This window comes from Paracidobacterium acidisoli (genome assembly GCF_003428625.2).
In the GTDB taxonomy this organism is placed as follows: Bacteria; Acidobacteriota; Terriglobia; order Terriglobales; family Acidobacteriaceae; genus Paracidobacterium; species Paracidobacterium acidisoli.
Genome location: NZ_QVQT02000002.1, coordinates 635,272 through 657,268, shown reverse-complemented (window position 1 = coordinate 657,268; position 21,997 = coordinate 635,272). Strand labels below are relative to the sequence as shown.

Sequence of the window (21,997 nt, the reverse complement as noted above, 5' to 3'; positions counted from 1 at the left end):
GGGGAAAGCGCTGCGCATTCGATCCTTTACATAAATTTTCTACGCCTGAAGACTGTAATGTCTTCCTGCGTTAAAGAAAACCATTCGCCGTTCGCGCGCTTATTTGCATACCGACGGTGCCAATATTGTTCTATACCCTCTGGATCATCGGTTCTAATTTCGTGAACGAGTATCCCTTTTTCCGGGAGTTGAATCCGAAGGTCGTAACTTCGTCGGCCCATATCTCTGGTATGGCCAATTTTGTAGAACTTGCCCGACCGGAGTAAATAAACCGATCCATCAAGTTCTGATTTGTGAGAATAATTAGCTGATTTACCGTCGTGAATTTCAGGAGAAACTGGCAAAAATTCGACGATATCTCGAAATTCATCGCGATCTTGACAAAAATCACGAACTAAACGAATCAATGTCGCCTTAGCACCAAGGCGCCTAATAACGCTGTCCCATGGAAATTCGGGATCAATTTGCTTTTCCATCCGAATTTCCGTACTAGTTGGAAAGCGCTCCTTTTTTCTGATAAGGCCAGCAAGTTTAGATAAGACCAGATCCTTTGCGTATGCAGCCTGAAATTCACGAGGACTGTATCCAGCTTCGACGATTGCCTCAGACCACTTAAGCCAGTAAATACCGCGCCACTTGCTTTCGCGGATGCCAGTCTCTTTTTCAAATTTGTCTCTTCCGGGTGCAATCCCTCCATCAGATTCTGCAATGCGGCGAATTTCGTCGATGATGACTTGCTTGTTCATCGGTACATTCAGTAGCTTCTGTAACCGCAGGATAATTCTTCGAGGCTAAAGCCCGGGCACATTTTCTGATGTCTGCGGCACGACTGAAGTCGTGCCCTGATACAAAACCAATTTCAATCGGCCCACTATCTGATTCCAGCAGCGTTTGACAAATGATAAAGAAACGGTCCAGGGCTAAAGCCCCTCGAAAATCCTGGCTTTATTCACCGGGCTGAAGCCCGGTGCTTCTACCGGTAAACCGGGCTTCGATTGAGTTTTTGCTTTGTCAGATGCGGCCTGTTAGGCATCGTTTACTTGTTGTTTGTTCTTTACTTATTCGTCAGTGCTTCGACGCCGGGGAGTTTTTTGCCTTCGAGGAATTCGAGGCTGGCTCCGCCGCCGGTGGAGATGTGTTTGATCCGGTCGGCGACGCCGGCCTGTTTCACCGCTGCGACGGAATCGCCTCCGCCGACGATGGTGACTGCATCCTGATTAGCGGCGACGGCTTCGGCGATCGCGTTGGTGCCGACAGCGAAGCGGGGGAACTCGAAGACTCCGGCGGGGCCGTTCCAGACGATGGTTTCGGCTTCGGCGATCTCGGCGGAGAAGAGCTTTACGCTTTCGGGACCGATGTCGAGGCCCTGCCAGTCGGCGGGGAAGTCTTTGCTGGTATCCCAGGCCTGGGTTTTGGCGTCGGGGGAGAAGGCATCGGCGAGGATGTTGTCGACGGGCAGCAGGAGGGTCACGCCTTTGGCCTTTGCCTTATCGAGCGCCTCTCTGGCGACGCCGATCTTGTCTTCTTCGACGAGCGATTTACCGGTGGTGACTCCGAGGGCGCGCTGGAAGGTATAGGCCATGCCGCCGACGATGATGAGGGTGTCCACCTTGTCGATCAGGTTATTGATCACGTCGATTTTGCCGGAGATCTTGGAGCCGCCGAGGATGGCGACGAAGGGACGGGCGGGCTCTTCGAGGGCCTTGCCGAGGTACTGCAGCTCCTTCTCCATGAGCAGGCCGGCGGCGGACTGCTTTACGAAGTGGGTGATGCCCTCCGTGGAGGCGTGGGCGCGGTGGGCGCTGCCGAAGGCGTCGTTGACGTAGAGCTCGCAGAGCGAGGCGAGCTGTTTGGCGAAGGCCGGATCGTTGGCCTCTTCCTGGGCGTGAAAGCGCAGGTTTTCAAGCAGCAGAACCTGGCCGGACTCAAGCTGGCGCGAGAGCTCGGTGGCGATGTCGCCGACGCAGTCGGGAGAAAACGCAACGTTGATCTTTTCGCCGAGGTGATGGTCGAGCAGGACGCGGAGCCGGTCGACGACGGGGCGCAGGCTGTACTTCGGGTTCACCTTGCCCTTGGGGCGGCCGAGGTGCGAGGCGAGGATGAGCTTGGCCTTGTGGCGCAGCGCGTATTCGATAGTAGGCAGGGTCTCGCGGATGCGGGTGTCGTCGGTGATCTCAGAGCCGTCGTCGGTGAGCGGCACGTTGAAATCCACGCGCATGAAGACATGTTTATGCGCAAGGTCGAGGTCGCGGATGGAAAGTTTCGACATATTCGATTTCCGGAAGTCTTTTTCAGGGACACAGATCCCTGGTTGTTTCAGCGGTTGAGGTGCGGGCGGGAGGCCCGTACCCTTCAAAGGCTTTCGATAACGGCGTCAGCCTCGATCTCGATGCGCCAGGAAGGGTTGAGAAGCGCGGCTACAACCACCATGGTTGCCGCAGGACGGATTGAGCCGAAGAATTCGCCGTGTGCGCGGCCTGCCGCTTCCCAGTCCTCGGCCCGGGTGAGGTACATACGCGTACGCACAACATCTTCGAGCTTTGCGCCGGATTTCTCAAGCGTGGCGCGGATGATTTCGAGGATGTGGCGGGTCTGGCCGGCAACATCGGCCTGGTCGGCTCCCACGGGCCCGGTGCCGGAGACATGTACGGAGTTGCCCACGCGGACGGCGCGGGAGAAGCCGATGATGGGTTCAAAGGGCGATGAACCGGAGATGTTCTGACGCATGGAGTACTCCAGGAAAGTGCGTACTGCCGATGAATACTGAGAAGCATATCCCTCCGCTGCCTCTTTCACTTCGCTCAGAGTCCGGCCGGGATGGCAACTCTTAAGAACCTTCAGTCCCGCATCCGCCCATGGATGACCGATGCGGGGTTTCTGCAGTTTGCCGGAAGCCCATCTCTCAGCGGCTAAAGCCGCGCGATTTTGAGATGGTTGTGGCACGGCTAAAGCCGTGCCCTGATACAGAACGTTTTCCGGGACTGCCAATGCAGTCCCGGAGACTAATACAGTCCCGGAAAACGGATAGTTTACAGACCCTTCTTCGCGAGGAAGAGGATGAGGTCGCGGACGCGGTTGGAGTAGCCCCACTCGTTGTCGTACCAGCTGATGACCTTGACTGACTGGCCGACGACCTTGGTCAGCGGAGAATCGACGATCGAGGAGCGGGCGTCGCCCTTGAAGTCGCTCGAAACCAGCTCGCCGGTCTCGTAGCCGAGGATGCCCTTGAGCTCGCCTTCGGAGGCGGCCTTCAGCGCGGCGTTGACGGTCTCGACGGTCGCGGGCTTCTCGGAGATGAAGGTGAGATCGACGACGGAGACGTTCGGGGTTGGGACGCGGATGGCGAAGCCGTCGAGCTTGCCGGCCATCTCGGGGATGACGAGCCTGAGGGCCTTGGCGGCGCCGGTGGAGCTGGGGATCATGTTGATCGCGGCAGCGCGGGCGCGGCGGAGGTCCTTGTGCGGGAAGTCGAGGATGACCTGATCGTTGGTGTAGCTGTGGATCGTGGTCATGATGCCGCTGACGATGCCGAACTGCTCGTGCAGCACCTTGACGACGGGCGCGAGGCAGTTGGTGGTACAGGAGGCATTCGAGATGATGTTGTGCTTCGCCGCATCGTACTTGCCGTCGTTGACGCCGAGGACGACGGTGATGTCCTCGTTGGTGGCCGGGGCGGAGATGATGACCTTTTTCACCGAGCCCTGGAGGTGCGCCTTCGCTTTGGTTGCGTCGGTGAAGATGCCGGTGGACTCGACGACGATCTCGGCGCCGGTGGAGGTCCAGTCAAGCTTCGCGGGGTCGCGCTCGGCGAAGACGCGGATCTTTTTGCCGTCCACGGAGATGGAGTCTTCGCTGGCGGTGATCTCGTTCTTCAGGTTGCCGAGGATGGAGTCGTGCTTGAGAAGGTGGGCCAGAGTTGCGGGGCTGGTGAGGTCATTGACGGCTACGATTTCGATGTCGGAATTGCCGAGCGCTGCGCGGAAGACGTTGCGTCCGATACGGCCGAAGCCGTTGATGCCAACCTTGACTGCCATGTATTGCTTTCTCCTTAAGGTCAGTGGTTCAGAGTGGAACAGGAATAAATGTGGCACAATCCGTTCTGTTATGCGGGACAGCGAATGCCCGCGGGCCACCAATTACAGATGCTATCAGGGTTGGTCAATGGGATGAAAGTTCCATCCTGGATTTCGCTGCCGGGAAAAGGACGCGGGAGTGATGAGCGTGGTACCAAATGTACGGCGGATTTGAGGCGCGGAGCGGTCTGTGTTACAGACTAAGTATGCGCGAATTGCGCGACGATATGCTATGCGCGAATGGATGCGCGGACTCATGAGAAAACGTTCGAAGCGTGGACCGAATAATTCGGAAGCCACAGGAAAAACAGGCCGGGAGATACCGGTGGACCAGCCTACGCCTCTGCGGCCGTCGTACGAGTCGGAGGGCAAGGGCGCCAAACCGGAGCCGGAGGATCTGCCGGAAGAGTCGGCAGCGGAGCCGGAAGAAGCCGAAGACGGAGCCGCCGCGGCGGAGCCTGAAACGGTTGCCGAGGCAGCAGCGGAGCCGGCGGGCAGGCTGGTTGTGGAGACACAGCCGGAGTCGCCCTCGACGCCTCCGCCGGAGCCGCAGGCGGCCGGTGTGGCGCGGAACCCGAAGGGCTTTGTGGTGCTGGCGATCGGGTTGCCGGGCTCGGGTAAGACAACTTGGTTCAAGCGCCGGGGCGTGACGCCGCTGTCAAGCGACATGCTGCGGTCGATTCTGTTCGACGATATTACCGAACAGCGCTACCAGGGACTGGTGTTTTCGACGCTGCGCTCGCTGCTGCGCGCGCGGCTGATTGCGAAGATGCCGTGGAACTACGTCGACGCGACAAACCTGTCGCCGCACGAGCGGCGGCAGTGGATCAAGATGGCCAAGAGCTTTGGATACGAAGTGCAGGCCGTCTTCTTTGATGTTCCACTTGAAGTGTGTATGGAGCGGAACAGCCGTCGCGAGCGTGTGGTGAGCGACGAAGTGATGCAGAAGATGGCGGAGCGGCTGAGACCGCCGTCGTTCAAGGAAGGCTTCTCGAAGATTACGCTGGTGCGGGTGAAGAGCCCGGCGGCGGGTGGTGCCGCGACGGAAATCGAAGGCGCGTAGTTCCACACAGAGAGAATGCTGTCGAAAGCCGGGCTTTGGCCCGGCTTTTGTCATTTGCAGAGGATTTGATTCCTGCATCCTGGGATTTGGGCATGGCGTCTTTCGAGAGAGCACCGGGAAAAGCGGATCTTCAGGCAGCGCTTACACTGGAGAGCATGCCGGCCGCGATTGCATTTCGGAAGGTGACGCTGACGGTCGCGGACGGACGGCGGCTTCTGGACGATCTGAGTCTGGTGCTCGAGGAGGGCTCGACGACAGCGGTGCTGGGGCGCAGCGGCGCGGGAAAGACGACGCTGCTGCGGCTGGTAAACCGGCTGATCGATCCGACGGAGGGCAGCGTGCTGGTGCAGGGGCGCGACGTAGCCGGAGAAGACGTGACAGCGCTGCGCCGGGGCATCGGATACGTGATTCAGGAAACGGGGCTGTTTCCCCACTTTACGGTAGCGCGCAACGTGGAGATTGTTCCGGAGGTGAAGGGCGCGTCTCGCGAGGAGCGCGCGGCGCGTGGCCGCGAGCTGCTGGAGCGGGTGGGGCTGGCTCCGGGGGAGTTTGCGCAGAGGTATCCGCATCAGCTCTCCGGCGGGCAGAGGCAGCGCGTGGGTGTGGCGCGGGCGCTGGCCGCTGATCCGTCGATTCTGCTGATGGATGAGCCGCTGGGCGCGCTGGACCCGCTGACGCGCGCGGAGATGCAGCAGATGCTGCGCGATCTGCTGCGGCAGCTGAAGAAGACGGTCCTGATGGTGACCCACGATCTGGAAGAGGCGCTGTATCTGGCGGACCGGATTGTGCTGATGGGGGCAGGGCGTGTGCTGGCGGACCTGCCGGCGCATGATTTTCTGAACGCGGAGCATGAAGAAGTACGGGCGTATGTGAAGGCCTTTCGCCGCGGCGAAGACGCGCTGCAGAGCGGCGCGGCGGGAGGACGGCGATGACCCTGTCTCCGGCGCTGTCAGCGGGCTTTTGGGCGCAGGGCTTTTTGTCGCAGCATGGCGCGGAGATCGTGACGCTCACGGTGGAGCATCTGTGGCTGACGGGGGCGGCAATGCTGCTGGCCGCCGGGATCGGCGTGCCGCTGGGGATATGGCTGACGCGGCATCCGCGCTGGGCGGGGCTGGTGATCGGACTTGCGAATGTGGTACAGACGATTCCGTCGCTGGCGATGTTCGGCTTTCTGCTGCCGCTGCCGTGGCTGGGCGAACGGGCGGCGCGGATCGCGATCGTCGCGCTGACCGGCTATGCGCTGCTGCCGATATTGCGGAATACCTATGCGGGGATTCGCGGGATCGATCCGGCGGTGACGGAGGTGGCGCGGGCGCTGGGGCTGACGAACCGGCAGCGGCTCTTCAAGGTGGAGCTGCCGCTGACGGCGCCGTTTCTGCTGGCAGGGCTGCGCACGGCGACGGTGACCTGCGTGGGCATTGCCACGATCGCGGCGGCAGTGGGCGCAGGCGGACTGGGTGAGCTGATCTTTCAGGGTGTGGCGTCGGTGGATAACCGGACGGTGCTGGCGGGGGCGATTCCGGCGGCGCTGCTGGCGCTGGCAGCGGATGCGATGCTGGGGCTGCTGGAGCGGTGGACGAGAGTGCCGGGCGCGGCGCGGGGTGTCTGAAGTGAAGCGGAAAGTGGGTACAGACCCACATCCGAAAATCCGGATGTGGGGCACCCGGCAGGCATGGCGGATATTTGTCACTGTCGTTGTGACGATTTTCTCTCTGCTGATGGCGAGCTGCGGACCGCCGCGGCCGGATCATCCGGTGATCGGAGCGAAGAATTTTACGGAGCAGGTGGTTCTGGGCGAGCTGCTGGCGCAGGAGATCGAAGCGAAGACGGGGCTGAAGGTCGAGCGGCACTTTTATCTTGCCGGCAGCTACATCTGCCATCAGGCGCTGATCGCAGGGCGGATCGATGCGTATGTGGAGTACACGGGGACGGCGCTGACGGCGATTCTGAAGCAGCCGGTGGATCGTGACCCGGCGCGGGTTCTCGATACGGTGCGGCGGCTGTATGCGCAGAAATATGACGTAACGGTGGCGCAGCCGCTGGGATTTGAGAATTCGTTTGCGATGATTGTGCGCGGGGACGATGCGCGCCGCCTGGGAGTGAAGACGCTGAGCGAGGCGGCCCGCTATGCTCCGAAGTGGCGGCTGGGCGTGGGGTATGAGTTTGAGGAGCGTCCGGATGGCTTACAGGGATTGAGCCAGGCGTATGGGCTGAAGTTTGCGGCTCCGCCCAGAGTGATGGACCTGGGATTGTTGTACCGGGCGCTGAATCAGAAACAGGTGGACATGATTGCGGGGAATACGACGGACGGACCGATTGCGGCCTTCGGGCTGACCGTTCTCGAAGATGATAAGCACTACTTTCCGCCGTATCAGGCGGTTCCGCTGGTGCGCGAGGATGCGCTGCGGCGGTGGCCGCAGATACGGACCGCGCTCGATGCGCTGGCGGGTAAGATATCCGCTGACGACATGCGCGGGATGAATGAAGCCATCGATGGAGAGCATCGCGACGTGGCAATCGTAGTAAGAGAGTTTCGACAGAAAAGGAGATTGTGATGAGTGAACATCCCACCAGCGAGCTGCGCTCGCCGGGGACCCCGATACAACCGGAACCGTGGCTGCGGGGAACGCATGGCGATGTGCCGGCAGCGATTCGCGCGGTGGTGCATGCGCTGGAGCTGGCGAAGGAAGATGTGGAGCTGTGGTGCGGACCACTGACGGAGGAGCAGCTGAATGCGCGTCCGGCGGAGATTGCTCCGGTGGCGTTTCATCTGCGGCATATCGTACGGAGCCTCGACCGGCTGCTGTCGTATGCGGAAGGGAAGCAGCTGAGCGGCGAGCAGATTGCGTCGCTGAAGACGGAGCTCGATCCGGGAGCGGCGCACGATGCGCTGTTCGCGGAGTTTCGAGCCGGCATAGACGATGCGGTGCGGCGCACGCAGGCCTTTGCCGGGGCGAATCTCGAAGAGGCGCGCGGCGTGGGGAGAAAGATGCTTCCGACAAGCGTTGGAGGGCTGCTGGTACACTGCGCCGATCACACGCAGAGGCATGTAGGGCAGGCGGTGGTGACGGCGAAGATTGCCGGGAGCTGCGAAAAAGCGGTCAGCGAACGTCCGGCCGGCCAGGAAACGGCCAGCTAAAACCGGCCAGTGAAGAAGCGGTCAGGGATGAAACGGCCAGCAGCCAGTATCTGACTGGCCGCCGTATCGCTGACCGACATTGTGCCTGGCTGCTGACCGCTTTTTAGCTGACCGGAGTTCCGCTATCCGCTTTATCCGCTTTATCAGCTAACCGCTTTTCAGCTGACCGTTTCTTCGCTCTCGTTCAAAACTGCTTCGACTCGTGATGCGGATACCAGGTGAACTGTGCGGTCACGGTTGTATCGCTGTGAGCGCCGGGCTGATAGATGGGGATCTTCCAGCCCTCGTACTGGACCCAGGCATGCACTTCATAGTCCTTCATGAAGCGTTTCGTCACTGAGACCTCGTAGTCGTTCTGTGTTGAGCCGTAGGTGAAAAATTTAGGAGAGGCCTTGGCATTGCGATAGGTGAACTGAATGTTCTCCTGCGGCGAGAGATGCCAGGTGAGCCACGCCTGACCGCCTTTGTCCTGACGGCCGATCCAGTCGCCGACGAGGAAGCCCTTGTTGGTGGGACCCTGCTTCTGCACGGCCTCGTAGTAAAGGAAGCGGCCATTATTCAGGGCGCTGCTGACGGGCTCGGTGGATGCGGCTTCGACGCGCATGTCGAGATGCGGAAGGCGGGGGAAATGGGAGAGATAGATGCCGGGGCGAATGCCGGAGCGGCGCGGCGCGCTGATGGGGCTGACATCGTCGTGAACGAGCGAATCGCTGTAAAGCGTGAGCCAGTTGCGCACGAAGGGCAGACGGTAGCTGAAGTCGAAGGTGCCGAAACGGGCGCCAGGGTCGTCACGACCTAGCTTTTCAGCAGCGGTAACGTTCTGGAAGCTGAAAAAGCTCTTGAGAAAGGTGTGAATTGTAATGGGCGTGTGGTCTTTGCCGCCCCAGATGACGAGGCGGTCGAAGCCAAACTCAAGATCGCGCGTGGGCTTGAAGCTGACCTTCTCCATGTGTACCCAGGGCGAGTTGGGATCTGTATGGCCCTTGAGGCTGCCGACGAAGAAGTCGTAACGGAAGGGGCCGGTAATACGGGAGAGCAGCGGAATGCGCAGCGGCTCGACGCGATCGATCTCGAAGTCGTAGATGTCTTCGGCGTTGTTGCTCCAGAGCATGCTGGCGCCTTTATCGGGGCCGAGCCAGTGATCGTTTTTACCGAAAGAGACTTCGTGATTGAGGATGTGATACGAGAGGTTCGCCTCGAGGACGCGTGAGCTGTCGGCCGATGGGATGATGCCCGCAGGGATGGTGTCCTGACGCTGGCCTGGAATCCAGGGAACTCCATCGACCGTTTCCGAGAGGTACTGGGCGAGAGACGTGTCGTAGCCGGTATAGCCGGGAGCGTGCTGATATTCGCCGCGATAGTAGAGCGTGAGGCGTCCGGCCTCGGCGCGGGCGCTGAAGCCGGTGTAGTTGTTGAAGCCCTCGGCATAGGGGCGGCCGTAGTCGTCAACGAGGGTCTGGCCCAGGTGATAGCTGTCGCGGAGCGGCGTTCCGCTGATGCCGCGGAACTGCGAGTAGACGCTTTCGAGCTCGGAGTGAGGGTGCTCGATGGCCGTGGAGCTGTCGATGTCCGGCTGCACCTCGCCGAGAACGGCGAGATAGATCTCGCGCGCATCGTCGTCGCTGGTGTCGGCGTCGATGCGGTCGGCGGATTCCTGAAGCATGTGCGCGATGCTGAGGCGCGTCCAGGGGCGCAGGCCGAGAAAGGCGGTATCGACATAGCCGAGTCCGTGCAGGCGGTCGAGAGCCGGGTAGATCCAGCTGTCCACGGGGACGTAGGTGGAGCCCTGTGCGCTGGTGTAGATCACGGAGGGTTCCGGATGGTAGCTGACGGGAGCGGGGGACTGATTTGCCGCCGGCGAGGAAGCCGTAGTCTGCGCCGAAAGGGCGGGCAGGATGGTTCCAAGCGCCAGAAGCGTGCAGAGAGAAGAGAGAAGTTTCACTCACACCTCAAGTCGTAGGGGAATTTGGTGCCGGCCTGTGCGGCGGAGCGTTGCGTCAAAGGATCTCTTTGTCAGGCTAGATGAATGCGTGGGCGAAAACAAGTTTTGCCGCGCACTCCGGAGAGAGATGAAACTGCGTAATAAACCCTGCCGGAACAATACGATGATCGCAGAGCAGGATGACGGAATCTTCATCTGAGGCGTAAAGGCTGGTGAGAAGGAACGACCCTGTGCCTTCGCTTCGATGCCTCCGGTGAAAGATGGGTGGTCTGTGTTGTGTCGCGGCGCAGACGAAACCAGGCTCAGGCAAAACGGGCACCCGCTTTCACGGATGCCCTTGTTTTCCGCTGACGGAAAATGCCTGCAGCGGAGATGGGGTTCAGAGACGGGCCGGGTCGCCGCCTTCGGTGTTGATGCCGAGATCGGCAAAGGCAGCCTGCGCCTTCACGGCGTCGAATTTGCCGTCGCGGGCCAGCTTTGAGAGCGTGGCGGCGACGATGGATTCGGCATTGACCTCGAAGTGGCGGCGCAGATGCTCGCGGTTGTCGCTGCGGCCGAAGCCATCGGTGCCGAGCGTGACAAGACGCGTGCCGAGCCAGGGAGAAAGCTGGTCGGGCATCACCTTCATGTAATCGCTGGCCGCGATGACCGGGCCTTTGGTCTTCAGCAACGCGCTGACGATGTACGGAGTCTTCTCGGGCTCGGCGGGATGGAGGCGGTTCCAGCGCTCGACGGAGAGCGCATCGCGGCGCAGCTCGTTGTAGCTGGTGACGCTCCAGACATCGGCCTGCACGCCGTACTTCTCCGCCAGGATATCCTGGGCGCGAAGCACTTCGTTGAGAATGGGACCGCTGCCGAAGAGCTGGGCAACCGGCTTGCCGGCGGGCGCTGCTTTGAGCTTGTAAATGCCGCGAACGATGCCTTCACGCACCGCCTCGACGTTCGTCTCAGGCAGAGCGGGCATGGCGTAATCTTCGTTGTACATGGTGATGTAGTAGAAGACCTGCTCGTTCTCCTGGTACATGCGGCGGAGTCCGTCCTGAAGAATAACGGCGAGCTCGTAGACATAGGCCGGGTCGTAGCTGACGCAGGTGGGGACGGTCGAGGCCAGAACGAGGCTGTGACCATCCTGATGCTGCAGACCCTCGCCGAGCATGGTGGTGCGTCCGGCGGTTCCTCCCATGAGGAAGCCCTTGCCGCGCGAGTCGGCGAAGGCCCAGATCATATCGCCGACACGCTGGAAGCCGAACATAGAGTAATACATGTAGAACGGGATGGCGGGAACGCGATAGTTGGACCACGCGGTTCCGGCGGCGGTGAAGGAGGCCATCGAACCCGCTTCGGTGATGCCCTCCTCGAGAATCTGTCCATCCTGCTCTTCGCGATAGTAGAGCAGCATGTCGACATCGTGCGGTTTGTACTTCTGGCCTTCGCTGGCATAGATGCCGACCTGGCGAATGGCGGACTCGAGACCGAAGGTGCGGCCTTCATCGGGCACGATGGGCACGATGAATTTGCCGATCTCGGGGTCCTTCAGAAGATGGCGCAGCATGCTGACGAAGCCCATGGTGGTAGAGACTTCGCGTCCGCGCGAGCCCGAGGTCCACTCGCTGAAGTAGTCGAGAGTGGGCGCCTTGAAGTTCGGCGCGGGCGCTTCGCGGTGCGGCATGTAGCCACCGAGAGAGCGGCGGCGTTCGTGCATGTAGGCGATCTCGGGGCTGTCCTGAGGTGGACGCAGGAACTTGCCCTGTTTTGCGAGATCTTCGGGCACAGGAATATTGAAGCGGTTGATGAAGGCCATGATGGCATCGTCGGTCAGCTTCTTTTCCTGGTGGGTGGCGTTGCGGGCCTCTGCGCTGCCGAGACCATAGCCCTTGACGGTCTTGGCGAGAATGACGGTGGGCCCGCCCTTGTGCTCGACGGCGCGCTTGTAGGCGTTGTAGATCTTGGTGGCGTCGTGGCCGCCGCGGTGCAGGTGGCCGACCTCGTCGTCGCTGAGATGATCGACGAGTTTGAGCAGCTCAGGGTACTTGCCGAAGAACTCGCTGCGGATGTAGGCTCCGCCCTTTGCCTTGAAGGCCTGATAGTCGCCGTCGACGCACTCTTCCATGCGGCGCAGCAGCAGGCCGGTGTGGTCGCGCTCGAAGAGCGGGTCCCAGTCGGAGCCCCAGATGACCTTGATGACGTTCCAGCCGGCTCCGTGGAAGGTGCCTTCGAGCTCGTCGATGATGCGCTTGTTGCCGCGCACCGGACCGTCGAGGCGCTGCAGGTTGCAGTTGACGACGAAGACGAGGTTGTCGAGCTTTTCGCGCGTGGCGGCGGAGATGGCGCCGAGGGTATCGACCTCGTCCGTTTCGCCGTCGCCGATAAAGGCCCAGACCTTGCGCTGCGTCTTCTCGATCAGGCCGCGGTTTTCGAGGTAGCGCATGAAGCGCGCCTGATAGATGGCGTTGAGCGGCCCGATGCCCATCGAGACCGTGGGGAAGCGCCAGAAGTCGGGCATGAGCCACGGGTGCGGATAGGAGGACAGGCCGGGAGTGTCGCGCAGCTCATGGCGGAAGTTCCCCAGGCGCTCTTCGTCGAGGCGGCCTTCGAGGAAGGCGCGAGCGTAGACACCAGGCGAGGCGTGGCCCTGGAAGTAGATGAAGTCGCCGGGCTGATCCTGACCGGTGGCCGAGGGATAGCTGGCGTGAAAGAAATGATTGAAGCCGACTTCAAGCAGGGTGGCCAGCGAAGAATACGTCGAGATGTGGCCGCCGATGCCCGCATCCTTTTTGTTCTGGCGATGCACCATGGCCATGGCGTTCCAGCGGATGAGGCTTTCGACGCGGCGCTCGAGCGAACGGTCGCCGGGGTAAGGCACTTCCTCGTGCTTCGGGATGGTATTGAGATACGGCGTTGTGAGCTCGCTGGGGGAGGAGATGCCGGCTTCGCGGCCGCGGCGCTTCAGCGCTGCGAGCAACTCCGCGCCCTGTTCCGGGCCCTCGGCGACCACCATGTCGTCGAATGCCTCAATCCACTCTGCGATCTCTTCGGCAAGGTCGTTCTGTGCGGGAATGGTAAGTTTTGTGCTCATGAGAAGTCCTGGTGCGCCCGGAGGCCGGACTTCTGCCCGGCACGGCCCCACTCTTTGTTATACAACGTGCGTTGGTCGAGGATCAGGCGGTCTTGTGAAAGCGGTCAAAGCGGTACCGTGCGGCGACAGAGTCGAGCGCGTCCCGGGTGCGTCTGCTTTCTTCGACGGCAAAGCCCATGCGCGCAGGATATTCTCCGGAATCAAGCTCAGCCAGCACGGTAGTAAGCGCGTTACGCACCGCCAGCAGATCATCCAGCGAAAAGGTCTGCATCTGATTCGATGACGCATGGTGCAGACGTTCGAGAAGCGTCAGAGCATGATCTCTGGAAACGCCGATGGCGGCGGGAAAATTAGCGACGGTGAAACCGTTGCAAACCTCATTGAGTGCGTTGTTCCACTGTTCAATCTCATCTTCGTCGAGGCGGAGGATGAGGCTCTCATTTTTTTGTGCTTCGACTGTCATCATGGCTCATCACGCTTTCGCAATGCATTGAAATAGCGTTTGCCCTCAGCGGGACGAAAGGCCGTGCCGTAGTCCTCGCTTTTATAGTCTACGATCACCAGCGTCTGGTGCGCATCGCTCCAGAACGCTTCCCGGTTTCTGCGAAGCGGGGAAGTCGCAGAGGGATTCGTCAGAACGTCGAAGATAAGAGTGAAGAAGTCATCATGAGTTTTGACTTCAGGGAAACGCTCATCTCGCAGGACGTGGGTTTCCCAGGCATGACCCGCGGAGATTCGTCCGGCGATATTCCGCGCGTCGTCTTCCTTCATTTCTTCTTTTGTGGGACGCCCCCGGCCTTTTTCACCGCTTTATCCAGCTCTCGCGTGAAGTCGCGGACGAGCTTCTGCTTCCAGCGTTCGGAGAAGAGATGCTTGCCGGTGAGATAGTGCTCCATGTTGTGGATGGGATCAGAGGCTGCATGGCCGCTGCCGGTGGAAGCATTGTGGCGCAGGCCGATGCCGGATCTGCATTCGATGAGCGCGGGACCATTGCCCTGACGCACCCGCGTGATGGTCTCATAAGCGACACGGTAGACGGCGACGACGTCGCTGCCGTCGACCGGTATGCCGGGAAGTCCGCAGTCGAGCGCGACGCGGCTGAGGTCGGCATCGCCTGCGGTGCGGACGACACAGATCAGAGGAAGACGATGAGCGGCGGCAAAGTGCAGCGTCTCCTGCCAGAGAGGCTGCGGCGCGGAGACATTTCCGCAGAAGGCGACGGCGATGCTGCCGTTCTGCTTCAGCTTTGCCGCGAAGGCGGCTCCGGTAGCGATGCCGAGTTGTGCTTCCAGCGTGGGCGCGGGCGGAATAAGAGGCAGCGGCGCGTGACCGTTCGAAGAGGCTTTGCTCTTTTCAGGCGCGGATGCGTGGCCATTCCGCGCGGAGGCGCTGCCGTTGCGCAGAGAAGCCAGCATGGCTCCGGGAGACGCGCCTCGGAGCATGGCAGCGATGAGGTCGCCATGTGATGCCGCGAGGATGTCGTCGGGAAGCAGGTCGATGGCAATACCGACGGTCGAGGCTTCGTGCCCGATGGACGATGCATGGCCGCTGCGCGCGCTCCGCTTTGCGGAAGGGCGCGAATGCTCCTGCAGCATGCGGCATTTGAGCATCCATGCGTAAAGCTCGCGAAGCTTTTCATCGCCGATGAGAGAAAAGCTCTTCTTCGGAGCGGCTGAGGAAGGAGTTACCTGTTCCCTGAGCGTGGCTGACATGCGTATGAACGATTTCCTTTGAGTGTCGATTGTAACGCAGGTGCTGTGCTGTTTCAGGCGGCGCGCGAACAGCAAAAAAGGGGCCTTCCGCAACCGGGGTTTTCAACAGTTTTGTGAATAACTCTGTGTATTTCGGCTTTAAGCAGGCCGCAACGTCAACACTGATGCGGCCCTGAGCGATCTGCACTTTTCGTGATGCAAAAAGGAAAATTTATGTGGAGTAGTCGGCATTGATGCTGACGTATTCGGCGGTGAGATCGGTGGTCCAGAAGCGGCATGTACCGGAGCCGATGCCGAGGTCGATGCGCACGGAAAAATGACGCTGCTGCAGCCAGGCATGCGCCGTCTGCTCGTCGAAGTGCGGCGAGCGTCCGCCGTTGACGCAGATCTGCTGTGGACCGAACCAGATGGCGATGCGCTCGGGCTCGATGGCGACACCGGAGTAACCGATAGCGGCCATGAGGCGTCCCCAGTTGGGATCGGAGCCGGCCCATGCGGTCTTGACGAGGGGCGAGTGAGCGATGGACTTTGCGATCTTCAGCGCATCGGCGTCGGAGGGAGCGCCTTCAATCTGCAGCTCAACGACGTGCGTGACCCCTTCGCCGTCGTCGACGATCTGCTTCGCCAGCGAGGTGCAGACCTCGGCGAGCGCCTGCGAGAAGGCCGCATCTCCGGAAGCGATGTTGACGCCGGAGGCTCCGGAGGCAAGCAGAAGGACCGTATCGTTGGTCGAGGTGTCGCCGTCGATGGAGATGCGGTTGAAGCTGACTTCGACTGCGCCGCGCAGGTATGTGTCGAGCACGGCGGGCTCGATGGCCGCGTCGGTGAAGACGTAGACGAGCATGGTGGCGTGCGGGACGAGCTGCGGATGGATCATGCCGGCGCCCTTGCAGACTCCGGCGATGCGGACTTCTTTACCGTCGACGGCGATGGTGGCGTGCGCGACCTTGGGCTTCGTATCTGTCGTGAGGATGGCGCGGGCGAAGGCAGAGAGGCCTTCAGGCGTGGCGGCCAGCGCGGCGCTCACTTCGGGCATGGCGGCGACGAGCTTTTCCGCGGGCAGAGGAACGCCGATGATGCCGGTGGAGGATGGAAAGACTTCGTGCTCAGGGCAGCCGAAGGCGGCAGCAGCCGCGGCGCAGGTCTGCTCGCAGGCGCGCAGGCCGGCCTCTCCGGCGGCACAGTTGGCGTTGCCGGCATTGACGGCGACGACGCGAACCTGTCCGCTGCTGCGAACCAGATGTTTGCGTCCGATGGTAATGGGCGCTGCCTGCACGCGATTTGCGGTAAACATGGCAGCGGCCGAGGCGGCGCTGTCCGCGACCGCGACCGCGAAGTCAGGACGCCCGCTGGCCTTGATTCCGGCCTTTACGGCAGCAAAACGGAAACCGCGCGGCAGAGCATGAGAGGAGAACAAAGAGGAATCGGACATGTGCGGTTTTACTCTATCAGGAGAGGAGAGTCGATTGTCTGAAAACGGGAAGATGTCCGACGGTACGTTTCTGGAGATGCGGCAGGTCACGGTAGCGCGTGGCGACAATGTGGTGCTGCACGAGATCACGCTCAGGATTGCGCGGGGCGAGCATGTGGCCATTCTGGGGCCGAACGGGTGCGGGAAATCGACGCTGATCAAAACGATTACCTGCCAGGTGTATCCGATGGTGACGCCTGAGATGCGGATGGAGCTGCTGGGGCACGAGCGGTGGGATGTCTCGCAGCTGCGGCAGCACCTGGGGCTGGTGAGCGCCGATCTGCCGGGCGAGCGGACGCCGTTGACGCGCGGCGTGGATGCGGTGGTGGCGGGGTTCTTCTCGGCATCGACGCTGTGGCCGAATCTGCACGTGACGCCGGAGATGCGGGAGCGCGCGCACGAGGCGCTGCGGCTGATGGAGGCGACGCATCTTGAAAACAAGCTGGTGGGCGAGATGTCGGCCGGCGAGCAGCGGCGGATCATGATTGCGAGGGCGCTGGTACACCGGCCGGAGATGCTGCTGCTGGATGAGCCGTCGAATGCGCTGGATATTGCGGCGCAGCGCGAATTGCGCGATGCGCTGCGGAACGTGGCGCAGCAGGGCACGGGCATCCTGATGGTGACGCATCACCTGGCGGATATTCTGCCGGAGATCGATCGCGTGATCATGATGCGGCAGGGGCGGATCTTTGCGGATGGTCCGCGGGGCGAGCTGATCACGGCCGGCAAGCTGCGCGAGCTGTTCGGCGTGGAGGTAACGCTGATGGAGCGCAACGGTTACTGGCACTCATGGTAAGCCGGGGCCGGGCGTAGACTGCCTGCATGCACTTTACGAAGCGCCTTCGCGAGGGAGTGCGGTGCGGGGAGATTACCTGCAGCGTGCGCATCTGGCACAGTCCCCGTGTGACGGTGGGGAAGCGATACCAGATGGAGGAAGGCGAGATCGAGGTGGATTCGATTGAGCCGATCGGTTTTCCGGATATTACGCCGGAGCTGGCGCGCGCTTCAGGGTTTCTCGGCGTGCTGGATCTGCTGAAAGTGGCAAAGCACGGCAGCGGCGACAGGATCTACCTGATCCGCTTTCATTACGTGCCACCCCGCGCAAAGAGGCCGGCGCGCAAAAAGACGGTGTAACCTGCGCGCTGGTCTGCGGCGCTGTTTACGGTGTCATGAGGGCTTGATCTGCGCGGCGGCCGCCTGCATCTCCTCTGTCGAAACATCTTTGATGTGCGTGGCGATCCACCACTTGTAGCCGAAGGGGTCGAGCACACCCGACATGCGATCGCCGTAGAACTGGTCGGCGGGCTCACGCAGACTTTTGGCTCCGGCAGCGAGGGCCTGCTGATACGTGGCGTCGCAGTCTTTCACGTACACCATGATGCTGACGGGCGAGCCGTGATAGTGCTCCGGGCCGAAGGCCTGCATCGGCTCGTTTTCGTCGGCCATCATGATGACGGAGTCGCCGATCTGAATCTCGGCATGGCCGATGCGGCCATCCGGGCCCTTCATGCTGAAGCGCTCGGTGGCTCCCAGGACCTTCGTGTAAAAAGCGATGGCCTCGGCGCAATTTTTGAACATGAGATACGGCTGGACCTGATGATAGCCATTCGGAACGAACGGGACAGTGGACATAGTGTTTCTCCTGACGGCACCCATTGTCGTACATGGTGAGCGCCTGGGATTGTAAAAAACTGAACGGCAGCAAAACCGCGCAGCTAAAGCTGTCAGGCGATGGGGACGTGGTTGAGGTGCTCGGTGGCGCGGGCGTGATATGCGGTCGGAGTGAAGCCGGAAAAGGCCTGAAAGTCGTGGATGAAGTGCGGCTGGTCGTAATAGCCGCAGTTGAGGGCTACTTCGGTCCAGTCGATCTGGCGCACGCGGTGCACAGTTTCCAGCACGCGCTGAAAACGCCGTACGCGGCAGAAGGCTTTGGGCGTGATACCGATCTGGTTGCGGAAGATCTCGATGAAGCGGCGCTGGCTGAGACCGGTTTTGTCCATGACCCGGGAGACGGTCGTCGCGTGCGGCTCGCGGCAGAAGAGCGCGCGGGCATAGTGAACGGCCGGATGCAGCTCAGGCGGGCGAAGGAGCTGTTCGAGAAGGCAGCGCTCCATGAGCGCGAAGATGACGTCGAGGTTCGGCGCAGCCAGAAGCTGTTCGCGCAGATCATTTGCTGTGGAGGGCCACAGACCGGCGAGAGGGAGCGAGGTATTTTCAAACTCCGATGCCGGCATGCGGAAGAAGGGAAACGAACCGCCGGGGTGAAACTGAATGCCCACGACGCGATCCTGCTGCGCGGTATCGATGACGAAGCTGCGGGTGTGTGCTCCGGAGAGAACGGCATGGCCGAAGGTGCTGTACCGGTCTGTATCGCCGCTGTCGTAGATGCGGATGGGGTCGTTGCGCAGGTTAAAGATGATGGCCGGCTCACCGTTAGGCATCAGCCGCTCTTTGGTGTGCGTCTGTGGAGCGCCCTCCCAGTACCAGAAGCACTTGACGAGAGAGCCGAGGGGCCCGGCGGGATGGTGGAGGCGGTTCATTGCGAAGACGCCGCCAGTGTATCCCGGTTGCAGGAGAGAAGGATGGATGGATTTGCGTAAAAGCAAAACGGGAACGCCGAAGCGCTCCCGTCTGTGAGGTGTTTTGAAGACCCGGTAAAAAGCTTAATTGCGGGTGGGTGTCAGCGCCATGGGCTCGGTGAGGCTGAAGACGATCTCCGATCCCTCGGGAACAGTGGCGGCGCGCGGATGCTGCATGAGCAGATGCGCGGTGACGACGCCTGCACCGACGAGTCCGCCGACGAGCGCACCCTGGGGGCCGGCGATCTTCGCGCCGACGAGGGCCCCGGTGCCGGCGCCTGCTCCGTACTCGATGCTGTCCTTCTTCAGATTCGAGCTGGGCTGGATGCCGCCTTCGTCATCGGTGCGTGTGCCGGGCGCCTGCGACTGCACGACCTGCGCGTAGAGATGATAGGCGGTGCCGTCGGGCAGAAGAACCATGTCAGGACGGAGGCGCAGCGTGGCGTGCGAGCCGATGTGATGACCCTGGGTGACGCCGACGACGCGGCCGCGCAGCTCTGAGCCCGCGGGAATGATGACACGCCCGTTTTTGTAAACGTTGTAGGCCACGACGCCCTTGAAGGACTGGCCGGAGCTGGTGCTGGTCGTCGAAAGGCCCTGCGAGAGGCGCACGCGGATGTTGGTGCCTTCAGCGAGCTCGTTGCCCGAGGAAGGAATGATGTGCACGATATCGTCGTCGGAGTCCGCTCTCATTGAGCGCCGGCTCAGGGTCGCGCCGCCCGAGGCATCCGCATCTTCGTCGGGGTGCGCGGGAACCGAAGAGACGATGCCGTAGTTGGGATCATTGGCCGGATTGACCGGAGCTGCCGCGGGAACCGATGCGACGGGCTGAGCGGGGGGCGGCGGAGGAACGGCCGGGACCGCAGCCGACGGTTTTGGCGCCGGACTGGACATGTCAGGGCTGGCGGTGATGGTGTCGTCATTGGGCGGATGTGACACACCCGAATACTGATCCTGCGCCGCCTGCGGCTGCGTGTTCTGTGAGCTGTTCTGAGCGAAGCCGGCGGAGACCAGAAGGGTGCTTCCGACGGCGGCATGCAGAAGATACTGACTGAATTTGCTCATAATGCGACTCCGTGATCGTCTCTCCAGCTCGTCATGCTTTACCTGATGTGAGCTGCCGGCCCTGGCCACAGCGGCCGCCGCGCTTCCGTTTTCGAAGGGCCCACAGCCATATCAACACCTGTTGGATGCTCCGGTTGCGATGCATTTTAAGTGCGCGCACCGCTGTTTCCCGATTCCGCGCTTTCGGTTCTGTTGCCCGATCCGGCGCGCCAATACAGGCTATCTGCGGCTAACTATAACGAAAAGCTACAGGAACGGGTGCGCTGAAAGGCAAAGATCACAAGGATTGCGAACCACGGCGGTTACTGGCGGTTAAACGTTTGCATAACGTTTGCAGGAGGGCCGCTGCGGTTCTCCGCGATCGAAGCGGCTTTGTTAGAATCGGCTGGGACACCAGAGAAATTTGCGGAAGGCTGCAGGAACTGCGATGAGCTTCATCGACACGATTGGCGGGACTGCCGGTGAGTGGATTCGCGTGGATCGCCGTCCAAAACTACGAGACCGCTTACAACACAGGATTCTGAGGAGTGATATGACGGAGATTGCTGCGATTCATGCGCGCGAGATTCTGGATTCGCGTGGAAACCCGACCGTGGAAGCCGATGTGGTGCTGGCCGACGGCACGCTGGGCCGGGCCGCGGTTCCCAGCGGAGCATCGACGGGCGAGCACGAGGCGGTGGAGCTGCGCGACGGCGACAAGAGCCACTATCTGGGCAAGGGCGTGCTGCAGGCGGTAGAGAACGTGGAGAGCGTGCTGGCTCCTGAGCTGACCGGCATGGACGCGGCGAACCAGCGGCTGCTGGATGCGACGATGATCTCGCTCGACGGCACGCAGAACAAGGCCCGGCTGGGCGCGAATGCGATTCTGGCGGTCTCGATGGCGGCGGCGCGGGCCTCGGCGAATGCGCTGAAGATTCCGCTCTACCGCTACCTGGGCGGCGTGAATGCGGCGATCCTGCCGACGCCGATGATGAACATTCTGAACGGCGGCGCGCATGCAGACAACAACGTGGACTTCCAGGAGTTCATGGTGATGCCGGTGGGCGCAGAGCGTTTTTCGGATGCGCTGCGCTGGGGCGCGGAGATCTTTCACACGCTGAAGGGCGTGCTGAAGAAGAAGGGCTATAACACGGCGGTGGGCGACGAGGGCGGCTTTGCTCCTTCGCTGAAGTCGAACGTGGAAGCGATCGAAGTGATCCTCGAAGCGATCGACCTTGCCGGCTACAAGGCGGGCGAGGATGTGGCGATTGCGCTCGATCCGGCGGCCAGCGAGTTCTATGACAAGGACTCGGGCAAATACATCTTCAAGAAGTCGGACAAGAGCGAGAAGACGAGCGAGGAGATGGCGCGGTACTGGCAGGATTGGACGCGGCAGTATCCCATCGTCTCGATCGAAGACGGCCTGGCCGAGGATGACTGGGAAGGCTGGAAGATGCTGACGGAGCTGGTGGGGCAGCGGGTGCAGCTGGTGGGCGACGATCTCTTCGTCACCAACACCGAGCGTCTGCAGCGCGGCATCGAAGAGGGCGTCGCCAATTCGATTCTGATCAAGGTCAACCAGATCGGCACGATCAGCGAGACGCTGGAAGCGATCGAGCTGGCGCGGCGGTATGGCTACACGTCGATCATCTCGCACCGCAGCGGCGAGACCGAAGACACCTTCATCGCCGATCTGGCGGTGGCTACGGGTGCGGGGCAGATCAAGACCGGATCGGCATCGCGCACGGACCGCATTGCGAAGTACAACCAGCTGCTGCGCATCGAAGAAGAGCTGGGACAGGCCGCGGAGTTCCTCGGCATCGAGTCCGTCAACTTCGGTGAGTAATTCATTCTGAGCCTGCGGCGCGGCGGCGAGAGAGCTGTCGCGCCGTTTGTTT

Annotated in this window: 21 protein-coding genes; 8 read left to right on the top strand and 13 right to left on the bottom strand. The window is 61.4% G+C overall.

Features of this window, described 5'->3' with window-relative positions; all coding sequences use genetic code 11:
- Window positions 1-26 precede the first annotated feature (26 nt).
- The 4 genes from D0Y96_RS06590 to gap form a co-directional block, all read right to left on the bottom strand.
- Window positions 27-746, bottom strand: coding sequence for a GIY-YIG nuclease family protein (locus D0Y96_RS06590; protein ID WP_117298528.1), 720 nt, complete (start codon window positions 744-746; stop codon window positions 27-29).
- Between the two features lie 308 nt (window positions 747-1,054).
- Complete coding sequence (locus tag D0Y96_RS06585) at window positions 1,055-2,269, bottom strand: phosphoglycerate kinase (RefSeq protein WP_117298527.1); 1,215 nt, start codon at window positions 2,267-2,269, stop codon at window positions 1,055-1,057.
- 83 nt (window positions 2,270-2,352) lie between these two features.
- Window positions 2,353-2,727 (bottom strand): RidA family protein, encoded by a 375-nt coding sequence (locus D0Y96_RS06580; RefSeq protein ID WP_117298730.1) that lies wholly within the window; start codon window positions 2,725-2,727, stop codon window positions 2,353-2,355.
- Window positions 2,728-3,029: 302 nt separating this feature from the next.
- Window positions 3,030-4,034: a type I glyceraldehyde-3-phosphate dehydrogenase gene (gap, locus tag D0Y96_RS06575; RefSeq protein ID WP_117298526.1), complete on the bottom strand. Its 1,005-nt coding sequence runs from the start codon at window positions 4,032-4,034 to the stop codon at window positions 3,030-3,032.
- Between the two features lie 358 nt (window positions 4,035-4,392).
- On the opposite strand from gap, the gene D0Y96_RS06570 reads away from it, so the two are divergent.
- From D0Y96_RS06570 to D0Y96_RS06550, 5 genes are all read left to right on the top strand, one after another.
- Complete coding sequence (locus D0Y96_RS06570) at window positions 4,393-5,136, top strand: AAA family ATPase (protein ID WP_434090773.1); 744 nt, start codon at window positions 4,393-4,395, stop codon at window positions 5,134-5,136.
- A gap of 155 nt (window positions 5,137-5,291) precedes the next feature.
- Window positions 5,292-6,068 carry an ATP-binding cassette domain-containing protein gene (locus D0Y96_RS06565; RefSeq protein ID WP_117298728.1) on the top strand — a complete coding sequence of 259 codons (777 nt, stop codon included), beginning with the start codon at window positions 5,292-5,294 and terminating at the stop codon, window positions 6,066-6,068.
- Window positions 6,065-6,745, top strand: a complete 681-nt coding sequence (locus D0Y96_RS06560) for an ABC transporter permease (protein ID WP_117298525.1) — start codon at window positions 6,065-6,067, stop codon at window positions 6,743-6,745. The genes D0Y96_RS06565 and D0Y96_RS06560 overlap by 4 nt, the downstream gene beginning before the upstream one ends.
- Before the next feature lie 88 nt (window positions 6,746-6,833).
- A complete protein-coding gene (locus D0Y96_RS06555) occupies window positions 6,834-7,691 on the top strand; it encodes a glycine betaine ABC transporter substrate-binding protein (protein WP_350448988.1) in 858 nt (285 codons plus the stop codon).
- Window positions 7,691-8,275, top strand: a complete 585-nt coding sequence (locus D0Y96_RS06550; RefSeq protein WP_117298523.1) for a DinB family protein — start codon at window positions 7,691-7,693, stop codon at window positions 8,273-8,275. Before D0Y96_RS06555 ends, D0Y96_RS06550 begins: the two co-directional genes overlap by 1 nt.
- 184 nt (window positions 8,276-8,459) lie before the next feature.
- On the opposite strand, the gene D0Y96_RS06545 is transcribed toward D0Y96_RS06550, so the two are convergent.
- The 6 genes from D0Y96_RS06545 to argJ form a co-directional block, all read right to left on the bottom strand.
- Entirely contained in the window at window positions 8,460-10,217 is a 1,758-nt protein-coding gene (locus D0Y96_RS06545; RefSeq protein ID WP_350448987.1) for a capsule assembly Wzi family protein, read from the bottom strand.
- Between the two features lie 379 nt (window positions 10,218-10,596).
- A complete protein-coding gene (aceE, locus tag D0Y96_RS06540) occupies window positions 10,597-13,293 on the bottom strand; it encodes a pyruvate dehydrogenase (acetyl-transferring), homodimeric type (protein ID WP_117298522.1) in 2,697 nt (898 codons plus the stop codon).
- 82 nt (window positions 13,294-13,375) lie between these two features.
- Window positions 13,376-13,759 (bottom strand): hypothetical protein, encoded by a 384-nt coding sequence (locus D0Y96_RS06535; protein WP_117298521.1) that lies wholly within the window; start codon window positions 13,757-13,759, stop codon window positions 13,376-13,378.
- On the bottom strand, window positions 13,756-14,064 hold the full coding sequence (locus tag D0Y96_RS06530) for a hypothetical protein (RefSeq protein ID WP_117298520.1): 309 nt from the start codon (window positions 14,062-14,064) through the stop codon (window positions 13,756-13,758). The genes D0Y96_RS06535 and D0Y96_RS06530 overlap by 4 nt, the downstream gene beginning before the upstream one ends.
- Window positions 14,061-15,005, bottom strand: a complete 945-nt coding sequence (locus D0Y96_RS06525; RefSeq protein ID WP_117298519.1) for a thiamine pyrophosphate-dependent enzyme — start codon at window positions 15,003-15,005, stop codon at window positions 14,061-14,063. The genes D0Y96_RS06530 and D0Y96_RS06525 overlap by 4 nt, the downstream gene beginning before the upstream one ends.
- 211 nt (window positions 15,006-15,216) lie before the next feature.
- A complete protein-coding gene (gene argJ / locus D0Y96_RS06520) occupies window positions 15,217-16,437 on the bottom strand; it encodes a bifunctional glutamate N-acetyltransferase/amino-acid acetyltransferase ArgJ (protein WP_117298518.1) in 1,221 nt (406 codons plus the stop codon).
- A gap of 52 nt (window positions 16,438-16,489) precedes the next feature.
- On the opposite strand from argJ, the gene D0Y96_RS06515 reads away from it, so the two are divergent.
- Window positions 16,490-17,272, top strand: coding sequence for an ABC transporter ATP-binding protein (locus D0Y96_RS06515; RefSeq protein WP_117298517.1), 783 nt, complete (start codon window positions 16,490-16,492; stop codon window positions 17,270-17,272).
- Between the two features lie 83 nt (window positions 17,273-17,355).
- Window positions 17,356-17,610 (top strand): ASCH domain-containing protein, encoded by a 255-nt coding sequence (locus D0Y96_RS06510; RefSeq protein ID WP_350448986.1) that lies wholly within the window; start codon window positions 17,356-17,358, stop codon window positions 17,608-17,610.
- A gap of 33 nt (window positions 17,611-17,643) precedes the next feature.
- On the opposite strand, the gene D0Y96_RS06505 is transcribed toward D0Y96_RS06510, so the two are convergent.
- The 3 genes from D0Y96_RS06505 to D0Y96_RS06495 all read right to left on the bottom strand — a co-directional run bounded on the left by D0Y96_RS06505 (window position 17,644) and on the right by D0Y96_RS06495 (window position 20,120).
- Window positions 17,644-18,108, bottom strand: coding sequence for a VOC family protein (locus tag D0Y96_RS06505; RefSeq protein WP_117298515.1), 465 nt, complete (start codon window positions 18,106-18,108; stop codon window positions 17,644-17,646).
- A gap of 92 nt (window positions 18,109-18,200) precedes the next feature.
- A complete protein-coding gene (locus D0Y96_RS06500) occupies window positions 18,201-19,016 on the bottom strand; it encodes a helix-turn-helix domain-containing protein (RefSeq protein ID WP_117298514.1) in 816 nt (271 codons plus the stop codon).
- Window positions 19,017-19,139: 123 nt separating this feature from the next.
- Complete coding sequence (locus D0Y96_RS06495; RefSeq protein ID WP_117298513.1) at window positions 19,140-20,120, bottom strand: hypothetical protein; 981 nt, start codon at window positions 20,118-20,120, stop codon at window positions 19,140-19,142.
- A gap of 532 nt (window positions 20,121-20,652) precedes the next feature.
- On the opposite strand from D0Y96_RS06495, the gene eno reads away from it, so the two are divergent.
- Window positions 20,653-21,945 carry a phosphopyruvate hydratase gene (gene eno, locus D0Y96_RS06490; protein WP_117298512.1) on the top strand — a complete coding sequence of 431 codons (1,293 nt, stop codon included), beginning with the start codon at window positions 20,653-20,655 and terminating at the stop codon, window positions 21,943-21,945.
- Window positions 21,946-21,997: the final 52 nt, after the last annotated feature.